22 protein-coding genes and 1 pseudogene are annotated in these 15,825 nt (G+C 49.1%); 17 read left to right on the plus strand and 6 right to left on the minus strand.

The features are described 5' to 3' along the window. Positions 1-60 precede the first annotated feature (60 nt). From KW548_19530 to KW548_19545, 4 genes and pseudogenes are all read left to right on the plus strand, one after another. Entirely contained in the window at positions 61-309 is a 249-nt protein-coding gene (locus tag KW548_19530; GenBank protein ID QXX09474.1) for a hypothetical protein, read from the plus strand. A 158-nt stretch (positions 310-467) separates the two neighbouring features. Beyond that, a complete protein-coding gene (locus KW548_19535; protein QXX09246.1) occupies positions 468-710 on the plus strand; it encodes a hypothetical protein in 243 nt (80 codons plus the stop codon). Then, the gene (locus KW548_19540) at positions 707-1,243 is read left to right on the plus strand and encodes a lysozyme (protein ID QXX09247.1); all 537 of its coding nucleotides are present in this window, start codon (positions 707-709) and stop codon (positions 1,241-1,243) included. The genes KW548_19535 and KW548_19540 overlap by 4 nt, the downstream gene beginning before the upstream one ends. A gap of 10 nt (positions 1,244-1,253) precedes the next feature. Further along, positions 1,254-1,759, plus strand: a pseudogene (locus tag KW548_19545) (hypothetical protein). 90 nt (positions 1,760-1,849) lie between these two features. Here the strand turns inward: KW548_19545 and KW548_19550 are convergent. Genes KW548_19550 through KW548_19560 form a run of 3 tightly spaced genes read right to left on the minus strand, consistent with a single transcriptional unit; the run spans position 1,850 to position 5,355 of the window. Next, the gene (locus tag KW548_19550) at positions 1,850-2,557 is read right to left on the minus strand and encodes a hypothetical protein (protein QXX09248.1); all 708 of its coding nucleotides are present in this window, start codon (positions 2,555-2,557) and stop codon (positions 1,850-1,852) included. Positions 2,558-2,610: 53 nt separating this feature from the next. Next, positions 2,611-3,600 (minus strand): phage portal protein, encoded by a 990-nt coding sequence (locus KW548_19555; protein QXX09249.1) that lies wholly within the window; start codon positions 3,598-3,600, stop codon positions 2,611-2,613. A 21-nt stretch (positions 3,601-3,621) separates the two neighbouring features. Continuing rightward, positions 3,622-5,355: a terminase family protein gene (locus KW548_19560; GenBank protein QXX09250.1), complete on the minus strand. Its 1,734-nt coding sequence runs from the start codon at positions 5,353-5,355 to the stop codon at positions 3,622-3,624. Between the two features lie 130 nt (positions 5,356-5,485). Between KW548_19560 and KW548_19565 the strand changes: the two genes are divergently transcribed. From KW548_19565 to KW548_19625, 13 genes are all read left to right on the plus strand, one after another. Further along, positions 5,486-6,319 (plus strand): GPO family capsid scaffolding protein, encoded by an 834-nt coding sequence (locus KW548_19565; protein ID QXX09251.1) that lies wholly within the window; start codon positions 5,486-5,488, stop codon positions 6,317-6,319. Positions 6,320-6,359: 40 nt separating this feature from the next. Further along, complete coding sequence (locus KW548_19570; GenBank protein QXX09252.1) at positions 6,360-7,397, plus strand: phage major capsid protein, P2 family; 1,038 nt, start codon at positions 6,360-6,362, stop codon at positions 7,395-7,397. Between the two features lie 116 nt (positions 7,398-7,513). After that, positions 7,514-7,966: a head completion/stabilization protein gene (locus KW548_19575; GenBank protein QXX09253.1), complete on the plus strand. Its 453-nt coding sequence runs from the start codon at positions 7,514-7,516 to the stop codon at positions 7,964-7,966. Beyond that, on the plus strand, positions 7,966-8,445 hold the full coding sequence (locus KW548_19580) for a phage tail protein (protein ID QXX09254.1): 480 nt from the start codon (positions 7,966-7,968) through the stop codon (positions 8,443-8,445). The genes KW548_19575 and KW548_19580 overlap by 1 nt, the downstream gene beginning before the upstream one ends. Beyond that, positions 8,427-8,966, plus strand: coding sequence for a phage virion morphogenesis protein (locus tag KW548_19585; GenBank protein QXX09255.1), 540 nt, complete (start codon positions 8,427-8,429; stop codon positions 8,964-8,966). Before KW548_19580 ends, KW548_19585 begins: the two co-directional genes overlap by 19 nt. Further along, entirely contained in the window at positions 8,966-9,172 is a 207-nt protein-coding gene (locus KW548_19590) for a DUF2635 domain-containing protein (GenBank protein QXX09256.1), read from the plus strand. The genes KW548_19585 and KW548_19590 overlap by 1 nt, the downstream gene beginning before the upstream one ends. Further along, positions 9,169-10,314, plus strand: coding sequence for a phage tail sheath subtilisin-like domain-containing protein (locus KW548_19595; protein QXX09257.1), 1,146 nt, complete (start codon positions 9,169-9,171; stop codon positions 10,312-10,314). Before KW548_19590 ends, KW548_19595 begins: the two co-directional genes overlap by 4 nt. Positions 10,315-10,317: 3 nt before the next feature. Beyond that, positions 10,318-10,683: a phage tail tube protein gene (locus tag KW548_19600; GenBank protein ID QXX09258.1), complete on the plus strand. Its 366-nt coding sequence runs from the start codon at positions 10,318-10,320 to the stop codon at positions 10,681-10,683. Positions 10,684-10,694: 11 nt separating this feature from the next. Further along, complete coding sequence (locus tag KW548_19605) at positions 10,695-11,381, plus strand: hypothetical protein (GenBank protein QXX09259.1); 687 nt, start codon at positions 10,695-10,697, stop codon at positions 11,379-11,381. A 202-nt stretch (positions 11,382-11,583) separates the two neighbouring features. Continuing rightward, complete coding sequence (locus KW548_19610; GenBank protein ID QXX09475.1) at positions 11,584-11,871, plus strand: GpE family phage tail protein; 288 nt, start codon at positions 11,584-11,586, stop codon at positions 11,869-11,871. Beyond that, positions 11,831-13,714, plus strand: coding sequence for a hypothetical protein (locus tag KW548_19615; GenBank protein ID QXX09260.1), 1,884 nt, complete (start codon positions 11,831-11,833; stop codon positions 13,712-13,714). The genes KW548_19610 and KW548_19615 overlap by 41 nt, the downstream gene beginning before the upstream one ends. Positions 13,715-14,053: 339 nt before the next feature. After that, a complete protein-coding gene (locus KW548_19620; GenBank protein QXX09261.1) occupies positions 14,054-14,347 on the plus strand; it encodes a hypothetical protein in 294 nt (97 codons plus the stop codon). Positions 14,348-14,414: 67 nt separating this feature from the next. Continuing rightward, positions 14,415-14,759, plus strand: a complete 345-nt coding sequence (locus tag KW548_19625) for a BrnA antitoxin family protein (GenBank protein QXX09262.1) — start codon at positions 14,415-14,417, stop codon at positions 14,757-14,759. Between the two features lie 168 nt (positions 14,760-14,927). Here KW548_19625 and KW548_19630 read toward each other — a convergent pair whose 3' ends face one another. The 3 genes from KW548_19630 to KW548_19640 all read right to left on the minus strand — a co-directional run bounded on the left by KW548_19630 (position 14,928) and on the right by KW548_19640 (position 15,819). Next, on the minus strand, positions 14,928-15,245 hold the full coding sequence (locus KW548_19630; protein QXX09263.1) for a hypothetical protein: 318 nt from the start codon (positions 15,243-15,245) through the stop codon (positions 14,928-14,930). Positions 15,246-15,247: 2 nt separating this feature from the next. Further along, on the minus strand, positions 15,248-15,511 hold the full coding sequence (locus KW548_19635; protein ID QXX09264.1) for a hypothetical protein: 264 nt from the start codon (positions 15,509-15,511) through the stop codon (positions 15,248-15,250). A gap of 146 nt (positions 15,512-15,657) precedes the next feature. Then, a complete protein-coding gene (locus tag KW548_19640) occupies positions 15,658-15,819 on the minus strand; it encodes a hypothetical protein (GenBank protein QXX09265.1) in 162 nt (53 codons plus the stop codon). Between the last annotated feature and the right edge of the window lie 6 nt (positions 15,820-15,825).

Consider the following 15,825-nt stretch of genomic DNA (forward strand, 5'->3'; position numbering starts at 1 on the left):
ACGATGAAATATGTAATGAAAGATAATCAAGTCTTCGGCTACGACGCTCATCAGTCTGATTTGTACAACAACGCCCTTGCTGAAGGAGCGGTGGCGATATCGCACCATGAGGTTGACGCTCTCCTTAACCCACCTTTAACCGCGCAGCAAAAACTCGACGAGCAGCAAGAACTGAGAGCACTGGCATACCGGGAAGAAAGTGACCCCCTGTTTATCGAATGGCAATATGACCGAACCGACGAAAAAGAGGCCATTTGGCGTGACAAAGTCCAACAGATAAAACAGCGCTATCCACTAGACATCGACTGACTCGTCAATCTCTCTCCTCGTGTCAACCCAGCTAGCCGCTGGGTTTGTTTTTCTGCCCTGCCAAACTTCTATATCCCTTGCTTAGAAAGGCCATCAGTACCCTTTAGCACTCGGCCCGATAGACTGGTTTTATAAGGCCCCCCGACAAGAGAACATCGATGAACCTGACCGAGCTAAAAACATTACTCGCTTCCGTGCTCGACGTGACGGGCCTGAAGAAAACCCTCACCTCCATCAGTGCCACCGCTATCAGCTTTGGCGTCAACGACATCGCCCAGTTTATTGCGATTGGTGTCGGTATCGTGTCGGGGATCATGGCCATCCGTCACTACCTCGTCGCGACCCGGCTAAATCAGGCCAAGCTCGATCAACTCAACGCGAATCGGGATAGCGAAACATGAGCCTAAAAACCAAAGCCATCCAGGCCGTCGTCTGCTCGGTGGCCGCCGTTCTTGCCATTGTCTTTACCCTCGACGCAGAGCTCACAACCAGTGAAAACGGCCTGCGCCATATCGCCAACCAAGAAGGATGCAGACTAACGCCTTACCAATGCAGCGCCGATGTGTGGACTGCTGGGCTCGGCCATACCCAAGGCGTTACGCAAGACACGCTACTCACTGAGCCGCAAGCCGCCGAGTACTTCGTCAAAGACATCGCCGCGGCAGAGCAAGTGGTCAACACCCACCTCATCCAAACACCAAGCCAAGGCGAATACGACATGATGGTCAGTTTTGTGTTTAACCTTGGCGCAGGCAATTTCACTCGCTCAACCCTACTGAAAAAATTCAACCTGGGCGATCGCACTGGTGCTTGCAATGAGTACACGCGATGGGTGTTTGTGAATGGTAAAGATTGCCGACTCAAGAAAAGCAATTGTGCCGGTATTGCTAAACGCCGAAGCATCGAGCGAGACGTCTGCCTTAACGGCTGGTAGGAAAGTAAGCATGCTAAATCAATACCTTACTGTGTTTAAAGCCATTGGCTTTGCTGTTGTCCTTGCTGGTATTGCTTACCTTTCTTATGACTACGGCGTGAAAACTACCGAAGCGAAAGCCCTAAAAACGCAAAACGCCTTATGGGACAAAGTCGAACAAAAACAAGACGAGGCGTTTAAGTTGGCGGTCAAGCTCGCCAACCAAAAGCCCGATATTCGCATCAAGTTTAGAGAGATTGAGAAAGAGGTGATCAAATATGCTCAAACAAACCGCGATAAGCAGTGCGTGGTTACTGATCCTGACTGGCTGCGCATCCGCGCCCAATCCGTGCGAGCGCATAATCGAGCAATCGGTATTCAGCCATCCACCCCCTCACTGATGGTCCCGCCACAACCGCTCCAGGTTACCAGCGAGACGCCGAAGTCCTAGCGGAAGATGTCGCGAATATAGAAACCTGTGCGGAGAATGCACGGCAGTTAAAGGCGCTTCAAGAGTGGATAAAGGGTCAGAAGTAAACAAGCCCTTGCACTTGCAAGGGCTCTATTAACTACACGCAAGGGCGGGGTTCCGCCCTTATTTTCACTACACCTAATCAACTTGATATATTATTTATCCTCAGCTGGCTCTTGCTGTGGTGTTAGCTCTTCACCTAGTGCCTTAAATTCCTCAAAATTCTTTAAAAAGCGTGAAGGCGTTGTAAATATAGATAAGTCAGCACCAAGCACTTCTGAGTGTTTTTTTTCAGCATCCGTCAATGCCTTGGGTTTTTCCTTTTTACTCTCTTTTTGAGCAACCGGATCAGAAGAGCTTGACTTGTACATCAAGTCAATTTCTTTTTGAATCAAAGGGGCAACAGCATGTAAAGTCTGCAGCTGTAAATACAAAAGTTGCTCTTTAGTAATCGCTTCATTCATATACATTTGACAAATAAAGTATGAGTTAGCAAGAAACAATTGCGTTCCTTGAGTTCTCTTGTTCAAAACAATATTACTTAATGCAGCGGCTTTGATTGCTTCAAAGCCGAGGCTCTGCCCTTTAGAATCTTTAACGCCTGCGCTTGCTTTGAATAAATTAGATAAATCGACTCCAACTTCTGTCGGGGCTTCTGCACAAAAACGATTCGTTTTATAGTTAGCGAGTACCACTCTTCTTTCTGGAGTCAAAGCTAAGGTGCCAACAACCGATTCAGATGACCACACTGAGGGACCCAGCGTATCCTCGATCACTGGCTGCTCGTAGGGCGAAGTGAATACACTACAACCCGACAATAGTGATACAAGAGCTAGCGGCATGACTTTTCGTAGTTCAACCATACAGAAATCCTTCTTCTTTATGTCAAAGAATAAGAATACATATTCATATAATATCATTCGTGATCTGACTCTATTTTTGCATACTCTAGGCTCTTATATTCCCTAGGCAAAATAACCTCCTGCCCCACAACATCATTCAGCTCCTGCATCATATCAATCAGCGGTAAAAGCTCGTTCTTGTGAAACAGCCAATCAACCTTACTCAAATCGAGTGACGTAATGCTCTCTCGGCGGATGCTCATTAGCTCGATGGGTACTCGATGCAGGGCCAACACATCCGTCATGGTCTGATTCTTCACATCTTTAAATGCATCTTTCGCCTCCACCTGCCCTATCGCTTTTAATTCAGGCGCTTTGGTATCTTTACCTTTCGCATTCACAAACAGGTTCTTAAACGCCATGCCCTCTTGCGCCTGAAGCTGCTTCTTGATCTCCTCTTCCTGCTTGGTGGTCATGGTCGGCTCATTCATATACAGCAAATAGCCCGCATGATTCCCATTGCGAAAATACTGACGGCGGAACAGAGTCGCATCCTCATTGAGCCAAATAGACGTCAGGCCGCTCACATGACTTGGCAAGCCATACAGCTCTTGAGCAATATCATAATCACCCAAGTGAAATACCTGCCCCTGTTTATAATCAATGCGCCCTTCGTCATCATAAGCGCGTGGTTTGTAGGTCCAGCCTAGGTCTTCCCGTCGACGCATATAAAGCGCGGGCAAGTGCTTCAACTTAACAGGCTCACCTAGCCCGCGGAAGTTACGCACCACCTGCAGGTAGCCATTGCCAAACGTTAAATAGTCCTGGATAAAACGCTTGGCGTCCTGGCGCGGTAAAAGCTCGCTTAACGAAATCGCCAACACCAACGTATTACGCTTAAACTCAATCGCACTGGCATGCATCGGATTAACCCGCAGCGCCTTAGCCAAGGTATCAAGCGGTATGGGCGGCTCATAGATGCCATCAATCAACGCCACTTCCAAATAGCTCAGAATATCGCTATTCATCACACTGACAGGTTTAGAAAATTCAATCTCAATCACTTGCTCTCTCCGGCTATTTGATTAAAAGAAGGCGACGCTGGTATCGCTGTCGGCATTCACATCTATGGGTTCCCATGCCAAAACGTGCATTGAGGCCCATGCTAAATCAGCGTGCGACCCTATCTTGCTCCGATTGGAAACAAAGGTAACTTGTCCGCTTTTATCGGTCGTTTGCTGGCGAATCATCAAAAACGAATGCACCAGATCATCCCAATCGTCATCAAACAAAAAGCGCCCATTGTTGATAATCTCGCGCGCCTTATACGCCATCATCCGCTTCACCTCCGGCGAGTAGTTCAGCTCAAGCAGCGATGGATAAAACTTACGCACCAGCTCCGCCACCGCAGAGCCAACGCCACTGGTATCAATGGCAAGATGAACCACATTGTACTTTTCGGTAATGCTGCGAATGGTTTCCGCTTGCTGCTCATAACTCGACCCCTTCAAGCGCCGTTTTTCAATCGCCCGAAATACGCCGCCTTTGGTTTTGGGTTTCAAGGCCACCACTAAACCTGCATCGTCCGAGCCTTCACCCGTGCCGCCACCTCGTGGGTCATAACCAACCAACACCTCCGCATGGCCAACCGGCTTCGCTTTGCTGTGGTCGACATCACGCCAGTGCTCGGTATCGGTCTTACACGCCAACAACGCCTTAAGTGAAAAGAACGAGGCGCTATCGTCCAAGAATTTGCAGCGCAGCAGGTTGTCGAACACCTCTTTGATCGGGTACTTACGCTTCAGCTTGGCCATGTTAAACAGCTTGTCGCCACCTTTGGCGATGGCATCATCCACCGTGATCATCTGACGGAAGATAGAGTCAGGCCCAAGCGCGCCCTCTTTGAGCGCCTTATGGCTAATATCAATGTTCTGCTCTTTTTTGCCAGACCACTTCGGATACGCTTCATGGGCCATGGTCGAAGGGGTCGAAATGTAGGTGGTGCGATACTTGGCCTGAATCGACATGCCGCCTGCGTAATCATCCAGCTCGCCAAAACGCGGGATCCAGAACACCTCATCCCAATACATATGGCCGTTAAACCCCTGCGAAGTCGCGACATTGGTGGAAGCAAACACCAGATTGGCGCCATTGCTCAGCTCGATATCATCCTTGCCCTTCAAGTCGACCCCAGCCAGCTCGAGAGCAAACTGACGAATATAGTTCTTGAAGATATAGGCCTGCTTCTTCGACGCCGAAATAAACACCTGGTTATCGCCACTCAGCACCGCATCTTCAAACGCCTCAAAAGCAAAGTAGAAAGTCAGACCAATCTGGCGTGACTTAAGATAGAAACGGGTTTCGTTGATCTCCTCGTCAAGCTTATGAGCATGTATCTCTTGCTGATATTGGAACAAGGTCTGTTCTCGGTATTCATCCAGCCGCTCTTTCGTGATGCTGGCAATATCATTCTTAACCTTGTTCGGCTTACGACCCCGACGACTATCTCCGCCACCGCCGCGGGCTGGTCGGTGATGTTTGTAGTGCTGTTCAAGCAGCATCGCCAGCTCACGTTCCTGACACTCCAGCTTGTGGTCAACCCACATCAAGTAGGCAATACGCTGTCTGAGCATCAGTTCAACCGGTGCATCATCCCTAAGCTTTTTCCAATCAAACTGAGTGATCCACTTCTGAATGGTGCGCGTCGCCACACCGACTTGCTCGGCAATGTCCGGCGGCTTTCGTTGACGCAGGAATAATCCCAACGCTTTCGTCTGCTCGGCGGTGTATAATACGTCGCTCATTGCATTCGTCTCCATGCCAGCATAGTGCTACAGCCCCCGCCATTACTCAGCTCGTGCGCTTTCTATATTCACCATCTAGAACCAGCACAAATACAAAAAGACCTCGCCATTGGTTAGATTGAGAGCATCAATTTAGGAGACCACGATGTTCAAGTCTGAGCCCATTTGTATTTTGAAAGCCGGTCCCACTGTCGATGGGCGAACCGTGCCGCAAAAGGTCATCGATGATCTCGCCGAGACATACGACCCGAAAAAATACAGCGCCCTTATCAACGAAGAGCATTACCAATGGAGCTGGAAGTACGGCTCAGTGCTTTCTACCGAGAAGCGCGACGATGAACTCTGGGCTGTCATCAAACCCAACTCCATGCTGCTGCGCACAGTAGAAAACGGTCAGCTGCTCCATACCTCGGTGGAATACAAAGAAGATTTCGGCGACACAGGCAAAGCCTATCTGACCGGCTTGGCGCTCACAGACAACCCGGCCTCGCTAGGCACCACGCAAATTCAGCTGTCGAACCAGTCACACGACAAGCACTACGTATCGACTGGGCAGACGGTCAGCTTAGCCGCCATATCAAGGCCAGCGCCAACGCCATCAGAACAAAGCCTTTTTCACACATTTTCACGCTGGCTCAAGGGCAACGCCGACTCTGAGCAGCTCTCACAACAACAGGAAGACGACCTAATGAGCAAAGAAACCGAAGAGCTGCTTAAACAAAGCCTTGAGCAGAACCAAGCGCTAACCAGCCAACTTAGCCAGCTGGTGACTCACCTCTCCGCTCAAGATCAGGCTGAGCAAGAAGACACCAATGACGTGGAAGAGAGCCACGACCTCACCGAGTTAAAAGGCCAGGTAACTGAGCTTTCAAGCCAGGTCGAAACCCTCTCCGGTCAGCTCGAACAACTCCGCCAACTGACCGACGAACAACCGCGCGAACTGGCGGGCGCAGACGGCGAAGAAGACCCTTACCTCTAAGGCTTAGGTCACTCGTACACGATTTAAATGAGGTAACCCCATGCAAAAACAGACCAACAGTAAGCTCAACGCCTATCTACAAACCGTCGCGATCCAAAACGACGTCGACGATGCGACTGAGAAATTCAACGTCACCCCCAACGGTACGCAGAAAATCATTGCCGCGATCCGGGAAAGCAACTGGTTCCTCGGCAAAATCAATATCGTCGCCGTCAAAAACCAGAAAGGGGAATCGATCGGCCTTGGCGTCACCGGCATGATTGCCAGCCGAACCGACACAACCGGCGAAGGCAAGCGCAAGCCCAAAGACTACTCCAGCATGGGCGCGATGCCGTACATGTGTGAGCAGACCAACTTCGACACCGCGATCCGCTACGCCAAACTCGATGCCTGGGCGCACCATAAACACTTCAACACCCTGATCAGCAAAAGCAACCGCGAACAGATAGACGCCAACAAAATCACCATCGGCTGGTACGGTGAACGGGTCGAGAAAGACACCGATGCCGAAGCCAACCCCAATGGCGAAGACGTCAACAAAGGCTGGTTTCAGGCCATGCGCGAGCACAACGCCGAACGCCTTATCACAGAAGTAAAAGCAGGCTCTGGTGAAGTACGCATTGGTCAAGGGGGTGACTACATCAACCTCGACCTTGCCGTGCTCGACACCAAAAACCTACTCCACCCCGCGTGTGAGAATGATGCCAACCTGATAGCGATTATCGGCTCCGACCTGCTGGCCTACGACAAAGCCAAGTTCTACGAAGCGCACGGCAACACACCAAGCGAAAAAGGCAAGATCCAAGAGCTGCAAGTCATTGGTACCTACGGCGGCTTACCCGCGGTCAAAGTGCCAGGCTTCCCGTCTACCGGCATCCTGGTCACCAGTTACGACAACCTGTCTATCTACATTCAGGAAGGGTCGATTCGTCGCTCAATGGGAAAGAAAAACGACGAGAAAGACCAAATTGAAAACTTCGAATCAATGAACATGGCTTACGTGATTGAAGAAGTCGGTAAAGCGGCGGCGATCGAGTTCAAGAACGTCAAACTCAAAATTGGAAACGCTTGGGTATAACGCCTGACGAACACCCCACCCATGCAGGCTCTCTCGCTGCTTCATGTGTGCTGATGCACTGAATGATAATCGCGAGTGCGGCCTGCATCCCCTAACCCAGTGAATAAGGTGGCAGCATGGCTGAGTATGTCGGCAACAAAAACGAGATATATCGCTCTGAGTTACCTGCCCTTGGCAAGTATCCAGCGCTCGCCATCTCAGAGTTTCAGTCTCTGTTCCATTTCCAAAGCAATGAGACAGAGGCAGGCATTGTGCATCATGCAAAAGTATCGCGTCTGAAAGTGCATACAGAGCTCAAAGACACCCTAGCACCTTTTGCCGATTTAGCGGCATTGTCGCAAGCACGGTTTGATGATACGGAGTCCGGCGCAACGCTTTACCAACAAGCCGTGTTTGCGCTCACCGCCGCGCAACTGATCAGCACGCAAATGAGTGGCGATGCCAGCAAAGACGCAGCGGAAAGACAACAAGCCCTAACCGACAAGAAACAAGAATGTGAAGTCCAGTACCGACAAGCGGTAGACATGCTCATTCATGGCCAAGAAACCTACCGCTTTGAGAGGGTGTAATGAAAGCATTACAAAGCTTAACCGACCTATTCAAACAGCATGTCGTCGATGCCAACCGCTTCGATGCCTGGGCCGAAGACGGCGCGATTTTTTGCACACAAGGCGACGAGATAGACGGCTTTGAAGTCGAATACACCGCGATCCTCTTTATCCACAATGCCCAGCTCAACCCAGACAACCTGTTTATGCACATCGTCAGTTGGTTAAACCAGTATGACCAACACCGCAGCGAGAAAGGTTTAGCCATGCCGTCCTTCGCCATAGAACCACTCGACAAAGGCCGCTACGACCTCAAACTCAAGCTCGATATTCGCGAAGAATACAACCTGGTCGAAGATGAGCAAGGCGACTGGAAACAAGCCGATGCACGCTTCCGTTGTGATAACCAGTTTGAAGCCGCCGCGAATGAACAAGAGTTAGGCGAACTGATTTACTTTGTTGGCCATGAGAATGATTTGCCATGTCAGAACTCGCACTAAAAACACCGGACCAGTTAACCCAAGTTGTTGAGAGCCTAGTACTCACAGCATCTGAAAAAGTAGACCTCAACAAACGCATGGCCAATCACGCCAGCCAGTTTTTCCGAGCCCAGATCCGCGCTCAGCGAGACATTGACAACACCCCATACCAAAGCCGAACACGAAGAAAGAAAGTCACGGTTCGGCAAGGGGTTGAAGGCGCACATACCGCCAACAACAAAAACATGTTGTTGGGGTTAGCACGCGCCATGCGAACCCGAGTGACGGAAGAGACGTTTGAAGTTGGGATCAAAGGCGTGGCTGGCGAAATCGGACGCGCGCACAACCAAGGCGCTCAGGTTTCCTACCAGCCGAGACTCAACGGCTTTTTCGATAGCAAGGTGGGGCGCTGGACAGGCGGCACACTGACCAAACGACATTACACCATGCCCAAGCGAACCTTCATTGGTTGGACGCCAGCGCTAGAACGCGAGCTACTCGCCATGGCAGCAGAACACTTTGCACGAGAGGAGGCAACGTAATGGAAAAACCCACACTACCCACATTCACCATCAAGCCAAGAGCCGGCGTCACCGTCAAAGACCCAGAAACCCTTGAGCCACTGAAAAAGACGGGGGAAAGCAAACCACGTAACACCTATTGGCTACGTCGTGTCAATGATGGTGACTGCACGGTTGTTGAGCCTTCAACCAAACAGACAACCATCAAGAAGGAGGCTAAATCATGAGCATTAGCTTCAGCGAAGTCCCTACTAATATTCGCGTACCGGGTTGCTTTATCGAGATCGATAACAGCCTAGCGAACAGTGCAGAAGACCAACAAGTCATCTTAGCCATTGGTCATGCGATTGCAGGTGCCAAAGTGGGGCCCAATACCGTCAAGTTGTGCATGGACGAAACCCTTGCCGCCGCGTACTTCGGCAAAGAGGGCGCCACCTCAGAGATTGTCGAAATGGTGAAATACTTCCGCAAACAAGATCAAGTGATGCCCATTTACGCGGTCAGTGTCGATTCTGGCGATATCACCAGTGCGCTGGCGGCGTTGGGCGACGTTCAATATCACCACATCCTGTGCTCACTCAAGGATGAAAGGACGATTCGAGAACTCGGTGAGTTACTCGAAGAACGTTATGACGCCATGAACCAGATCCCCGGTTTGGCTTACATTCCAAAGAAAGGCACACATGCAGAGCTCGTCACCTTCGCCCCTGTCAGCAATTGCCCATTGATTAGCTTTATGCCTATCAATCAATTCTGTGATTCTACCAACAAAGCGCTCAGTGATGCCGCGGCCATTGGTGCTTGGGTAGGGCAAATCGCCCCTTCACTGGCCATCGACCCTTGCCGACCTTTGCAAACGCTTAAGCTCAATGGCGTTTACTCAAAGGCAGCCAGTGAGTGGACCTTTGCCGAGCGCAACATGCTGCTTTATGAGGGCATCAGCACCTTTACCGTCAGCTCGGCCAAAGAAGTCATGGTTGAGCGCCCTATTACGGCGTACACCCAAAACGCCGCAGGCATTGCCGATAACAGCTACCTTGATGTGATGACCCCTGCTACCGCAATGTATTTTCGCCAAAAGCAACACTCACGCATCCTGAGTAAATACGCGCGACACAAGCTGGCCAAAGATGGCACTAAGTTCGCCCGCGGCCAGGCTATCGTCACCCCCAGCATGCTTAAAACCGAGCTGCTCGCCCTCTATCGCGAGCTCGAGTACAACGGCATCGTTCAAGACTTTGACGGCTACAAAAAGTCACTCATCGTTGAGCTAGATGATAAGAACAAGCAACGGGCCAACTACCAAGATTCACCGCAGTTCGTTAATGGCCTCATCATTACCGCAGGTAAAGTTCAATTTAGGAAATAACTTATGGCAACGAAAATCACTAGCCGCGCTGTCCTCAACGCCGGGTCATTAGGTCGCCTCCCCATCAAAGAAGGGGCTGAAATAGGCTTTGGCAACCTCAAACGTGAAGCCGTGTTGGGCGATGATGGCGTCCTTGGCTACACCGAAGAGCACTCAGATGCGCCCTTTATCAAGGCGACCATCATCCACGCCAAAGACACCGACGAAGAAGCAATCGCTAATTTAGTGGATGAAAACATCACCTTAGAAACCAACAGCGGCAAAACCTACACGCTCAAAGAAGCGTTCTCAGCCGATCCTTTGTCGCTCAATGTCAAAGACGGCCAGCTTGAAATCTTACTTAACGGCACTGAGCTGATCCCACAGTAAGGAGTGAAACCATGTTATCCATACTGATGAAACGCCAACCGCCGTTAAACACCGTCCAGATCAAGCAAGCCAAAGCAAGCACCACCACTCGCACGGCGTTTGCTGATAAACCCTGGCAAGAGACGCAAGCGATCTTAAAGCAAGACCTAAGCTACTTAAAAAGCCTAGCTGGCTCGAAAGAGAAAAACCCCTATAAACAACAACTGGTCGATAAATACCGCCCCTTAGTAGAAAAGCTCATCGCCACTCATCAGGGCAATTACGCCAACCTCGAAGTAATGTGGTGGTTCTACGTATGGCAAGTCGACCTCGGCCAGTTTGAAACCGTATACGCGGATTTCCGCTTGGCCATCGACCGTGGTTTAGAGCCGCCCACCACCTGGCGCACCAACGGCCATACCGCCTTTTGTGACTTGGTCTTCAGCTACTCACACCAGGCGGTGCAGAACAACCAACCGTTCACCAAAGACTACCTGATCCAAACCGTCAACGACCTCCAGTCTGGTCACCTTGCCACCAACGCACCACTCAAAGTGAAAATGTATCGCCTGGTCGGAGACTGGTACTTCGAAGACGGCGAGAAAACCCTCGCCCATGACTGGTTCGAACAGGTGATGAGGCTCGACCCGAAAAAAGGCGGTCGCAAGACCAAACTCAAAGACTTAAAACAGGAGCTCGGCAATGACAGCGCCAATTAACCATCAGACCACCCTGCGCAGCGTGGACCTGCCTGTGCCGATAGAAAAAGACGGCAACCCAATCACAACGCTCGATATCCAAAAACCCAACTCAGGCCACCTTCGCGGCCTGAGCCTGATTGACGTGTGCGAGATGCGCTTTGCCGCCGGTGAAGTGCTGTTACCCCGCATCACTAGCCTCAATGAACGCGATGTGATGAATATGCCCATTGAAAACTGGGCGCCAATCCTGACGACTATCGCCTCTTTTTTTCGTCAATGTGGAACAGTGATAGACCATGTGGAAGACTATTACGCCGACCTTGCTGCCGTGTTCCATTGGCCACCCAGCGAAATAGACCAGCTCAGCTACGAAGACCTATTGTTGTTCCGCGACAAAGCCCGCCAACGAACGGAAGAGCCAGAGAGCGACTCATCGCTCCTTTGTGCCTTAGACAAGGACCCAACCAATGAAGATGAGCCTATCCATCGTTATGGGCATCAAGGATAAAACCCAACCCATCCTAAAAGGCATGAGCAGCGAATCCGACCGCTACGCCAAGAAAATCGCAAAAGTGCAGAAAGCGCAGGCGGACGACGCCAGCGCCATGGCCATGATTGACCGCTTCAACGACATCAAGAAAGCCAAACAGAAAAATACCCTCGCCCTAAAAGCCGAGCAAGAGCAGCTCGATAAGCTGAAGAAAAAAGCCAAACAACTGCTGGCACCCAGCGCGGCACTGACGGCCAAAATCGCCAAGCAACAAGAAAAGCTAACCAAACTCAACAGCGAGCAAAAGCAACATCAGACCGGCTTAATGGACCTGCGCAAAAGCCTCAAAAAATCCGGCGTTTCTGTGTACAAGCTCGATAGCGAATACGACCGCCTCAACAAGAGCTACCAACAGCATGGCAAAGCGATCACCTCACTACAAAAGAAGTACACCAAGCTGCAAGGCATCATGAAACCGATGCAAAAGCTCAATAGCAAAATCAAGTTTCCCAAGATTGGTGGCGCGGTGGCGAGCAAAGGGGCCGCACTGCTAGGTGGACTGAGCCTGGCTGGCCTAGTCAACGAAGTGAACCAGGCCGCCAGCGAGATGGATGCACTGGCCAAGAAGTCAGCCACGCTGAAAATATCCATTAGCGAGCTGCAAGCACTACGCAAACAAGCCTCACACGCAGGCGTTGACGAAGATACCATGTCAACGGCCTTGACTCGCTTCACCAAACGCCTCGGCGTACTGCAACAAACGGGGAGCGGCGCTCTGGGCTCTTTCCTCAAAAAAAGTCGTAACTCCGCCTTCAAAGATTTGAAAGGTGCAGCGAATACCCAAGAAGCTTATGAAGCACTATTAGCATCCTTTGCAAAGCTGAAAACCGCTCAAGAGCAAATGGCCTTTGCCGATGCGGCCTTTGGCCAAGACGGCCGTCAAATGCTCCTGCTACTGCGTGAAGGCACCGATGGCCTCGCCAAATCGCGCAAAGAATTGGCCGAACTCGGCGGCGGCGCCAAAGCCGAAGACGCCGCCAAAGCAGAAGCCTACAACGACGCCCTGCAGCGCATTCAAGAAAGCATCAAATCCATCAAGTACGCCGCCCTCGCCCCCATCATGGAAAAAGCCACCCAAGCCTTTAGTGAGTTCACTGAAAACTTTAAAGATGAGCAATGGCGAGAAGACACCATCACCAAAGTCACCCAAGCAGTGAAAGGACTCTACAACGGCCTCACCTTACTCGGCAAAGGCATCCTATTTGCACTTCAATACTTCCGCGAAATCGTCGCTGGCGTTGTTCTCTTTAAAGCCGCCTTGATTGCCCTCAACGCCGTGATATTAAGTAACCCCCTTGGCCTTATCGTAGCAGGTGTAATGGCGGCGGTGGTGGCCATTACCTACCTAGTTGATAAATTCATTGGCCTAGACAAAGTGATGAAAGCCATCGGGGAAGGCATCAGCTGGTTGTGGGAAGAGTTCAAAAAGCTCATCAACAAACTGCCCGACTCGCTCATCCCTGAAGATTGGAAAATCGAAACCGAACAGGCAGGTGAACAAGCGGATAAATTAGCCGGGAAACTCAACACGATAAAAGACAAAAACGTCAAATTAGGTATCACGACCAATGAAACCCATAACCGAACTGAAAAACAACGTTACAGTGATTACACCACAGGGAACTTCGCTACACAAAGCCAGTATCGCCCCTACCAACCGTTAGCCCCACAAACAATGAAAAGTAAATCTGAAGTCGAACTGCGCATCAAATCCGATAAGCCAGTTACGGTCGACAAGGCTAAGAGCGAGAAGGGTACAGACCTGAATTTGGATGTGGGGAGTTTGGGGTGGAGTTATTAGTTATCAAGAAAAAGACAAAAAGCTGTCAAATTTTTACTTGGATTAAATCGGCCCTGCTATAACCCGTACTCTATCTTGGATAGTAACTGTATGCCCGAACAGCATTTATCACCCCCTGTATATACAACAAAAAACCACAATAAAAATAAAATACAACCTAAAACACCACAAAATACAGAACAAACAAAATTAAACTCCAAAAGATGACCTTAGAAATAAATCATTATTGATTTGAAAGAAGCTAGATGTATATACTGTATATACTAAATACAAAATATAAAATTAGCATTGTATGTTCATACAGTATTTTCTTTAACGTGATATGAAGTCTAAAAATCTATGACTTTTGAAATTTCTAATGATGTTCGAAAAAAACTGGCCGTAAAACATGATGTCACTGAGCAAGAAGTAATAGAGTGTTTTGCAAACAGGGAATCCACTAAAAACTTCTTAAAAGATACGAGAGAAGAACATCTTACAGACCCACCTACACTATGGTTCGTATCAGAGACTGATACAGGGAAAAAGCTAAAAGTTGTCTTTATCTATTATAGCGATCTGGAAAAGTTTGTAATCAAAACAGCATATGCAGCAAATCCAGAAGAAATTCGCATCTTTAACAAATTTGCTTAATAATTATTATATCAATTAATAAACCCGATGAGTGACACTGATACAACGTGTCGCAGGAGAGTATGCAATGAACACACCTAAGAAGATCGAAAGTACCGTTGAAGCATGGGAAGACGGTCAACTAGGCCGTGACGAACACTTTGTAGAAAAAGTAGAAATCAAGTCAGAGATAATTGATAAGTCTCTAGAATTACAGCTAATTTCGATTCGCCTACAAAACGGATTGATTGAAGACCTTAAAAATATCGCTAAAATTCATGGTATTGGCTACCAACCACTAATCAAACAAGTTCTCAAACGATTTGTAGATGCAGAGCTTAAAATGATGCTGCGTGAGAAAGTCGCAGAAGAAACGAGAAAAGAAGCGGAAGAAGAAGCAGCTAAAAGCGAACCGATTAAAGCTTGTGGCTAATTTACCTTCAACAAGATACAAAACGCCCTACAAGGGCGTTTTTTATACCTAGTCACCTCTCTGGTAAAGCTCTAAGTTCTTCTAATAGCAAGGCTTAATAATATCTGTTCTTACAATTTTATTACGATAGCTGTCTTTTAAACTAGACACGATTAATTGCCCCAATTTTCACTCGAAGTATATGTCTTTACTCCGGTCAAATTTTCTAACTATCGCACCAGCTTCCGATGGGTGCTGCTGAGGAGTCAACAAAGTATTCCAAAATGTATCATCCCAGCTATCACCTTTCAGATAGAGATATCTACAGATTTTCACCAAATCCAATCGACTCCATTGACTAGCAGAAGAACGTACTTTTAGGTCATTTTCCAACTGATAAAACGTTGGTATGGCCTTGGCTTGCCATGCTTTATCCAAAAGCTCATTTAACTCGTCAACTTTGTCAGATGATATGAGAAAGCTGTTAGCATAAACTTCATGCGGCATTTCTATAGTACTTCCATCGGTATCCTCAAAGAGCGGATACACGCCGTTGTACCAAGGCCGCTTCCGCGCTGGTTGGCATCGACCGCCAAACGCGTGATTTTTAACGCGGGTAGCGTCGCATATCGGTTCGCCTTTGGGCAGTCATCTATAACATACGCATCGCCAAGATCGACCTCACTGCTTGTCAGCGTCATATAGGCTAATACTTTACCTGTTTCTTCATCGCTTTCATTGCGCTCAATGCAGACATAACTAATGCCAATCATTGACTCTTGAAAGTGACAAGCTTGTTTTTGTAGGAAGGTCTTTAAAGGAGCGAAGGCGTGATCGCCAGAACGAAACTTTTTGCAGTTATCTGAAGGGGAAAGTTTTCGAATCGAATAGTGAGCAGTTCCCATATGGCAGGGAACGACTATGCTTGCGCGGCGCGCATTTTAGCTAAGGCTTCACGACCACGTGCTAGCGCTTTCTTGGCATGTGGGTTAACTTTTGCTTCGCGAACCTGCTTTGCAAATTGCTTAGCATCTTCACCTGACAGCTCTAGTCGCCCAAATGTACTACTCTTTATTGCCATTATCGA

The sequence above is a fragment of the Vibrio neptunius genome (assembly GCA_019339365.1).
Classification (GTDB): domain Bacteria; phylum Pseudomonadota; class Gammaproteobacteria; order Enterobacterales; family Vibrionaceae; genus Vibrio; species Vibrio neptunius.

Excerpts from the sequence above, each read along its gene's own strand:
- KW548_19600 (QXX09258.1), top strand. The coding sequence starts at position 10,318 with ATGGCAACGAAAATCACTAGCCGCGCTGTCCTCAACGCCGGGTCATTA.
- KW548_19590 (QXX09256.1), top strand. The coding sequence starts at position 8,966 with ATGGAAAAACCCACACTACCCACATTCACCATCAAGCCAAGAGCCGGC.
- KW548_19550 (QXX09248.1), bottom strand. The coding sequence starts at position 2,557 with ATGGTTGAACTACGAAAAGTCATGCCGCTAGCTCTTGTATCACTATTG.
- KW548_19575 (QXX09253.1), top strand. The coding sequence starts at position 7,514 with ATGGCTGAGTATGTCGGCAACAAAAACGAGATATATCGCTCTGAGTTA.
- KW548_19535 (QXX09246.1), top strand. The coding sequence starts at position 468 with ATGAACCTGACCGAGCTAAAAACATTACTCGCTTCCGTGCTCGACGTG.
- KW548_19595 (QXX09257.1), top strand. The coding sequence starts at position 9,169 with ATGAGCATTAGCTTCAGCGAAGTCCCTACTAATATTCGCGTACCGGGT.
- KW548_19615 (QXX09260.1), top strand. The coding sequence starts at position 11,831 with ATGAAGATGAGCCTATCCATCGTTATGGGCATCAAGGATAAAACCCAA.
- KW548_19635 (QXX09264.1), bottom strand. The coding sequence starts at position 15,511 with ATGATTGGCATTAGTTATGTCTGCATTGAGCGCAATGAAAGCGATGAA.
- KW548_19625 (QXX09262.1), top strand. The coding sequence starts at position 14,415 with ATGAACACACCTAAGAAGATCGAAAGTACCGTTGAAGCATGGGAAGAC.
- KW548_19610 (QXX09475.1), top strand. The coding sequence starts at position 11,584 with ATGCCCATTGAAAACTGGGCGCCAATCCTGACGACTATCGCCTCTTTT.
- KW548_19605 (QXX09259.1), top strand. The coding sequence starts at position 10,695 with ATGTTATCCATACTGATGAAACGCCAACCGCCGTTAAACACCGTCCAG.
- KW548_19565 (QXX09251.1), top strand. The coding sequence starts at position 5,486 with ATGTTCAAGTCTGAGCCCATTTGTATTTTGAAAGCCGGTCCCACTGTC.
- KW548_19630 (QXX09263.1), bottom strand. The coding sequence starts at position 15,245 with ATGCCGCATGAAGTTTATGCTAACAGCTTTCTCATATCATCTGACAAA.
- KW548_19540 (QXX09247.1), top strand. The coding sequence starts at position 707 with ATGAGCCTAAAAACCAAAGCCATCCAGGCCGTCGTCTGCTCGGTGGCC.
- KW548_19585 (QXX09255.1), top strand. The coding sequence starts at position 8,427 with ATGTCAGAACTCGCACTAAAAACACCGGACCAGTTAACCCAAGTTGTT.
- KW548_19580 (QXX09254.1), top strand. The coding sequence starts at position 7,966 with ATGAAAGCATTACAAAGCTTAACCGACCTATTCAAACAGCATGTCGTC.
- KW548_19570 (QXX09252.1), top strand. The coding sequence starts at position 6,360 with ATGCAAAAACAGACCAACAGTAAGCTCAACGCCTATCTACAAACCGTC.
- KW548_19620 (QXX09261.1), top strand. The coding sequence starts at position 14,054 with ATGACTTTTGAAATTTCTAATGATGTTCGAAAAAAACTGGCCGTAAAA.
- KW548_19640 (QXX09265.1), bottom strand. The coding sequence starts at position 15,819 with ATGGCAATAAAGAGTAGTACATTTGGGCGACTAGAGCTGTCAGGTGAA.
- KW548_19560 (QXX09250.1), bottom strand. The coding sequence starts at position 5,355 with ATGGAGACGAATGCAATGAGCGACGTATTATACACCGCCGAGCAGACG.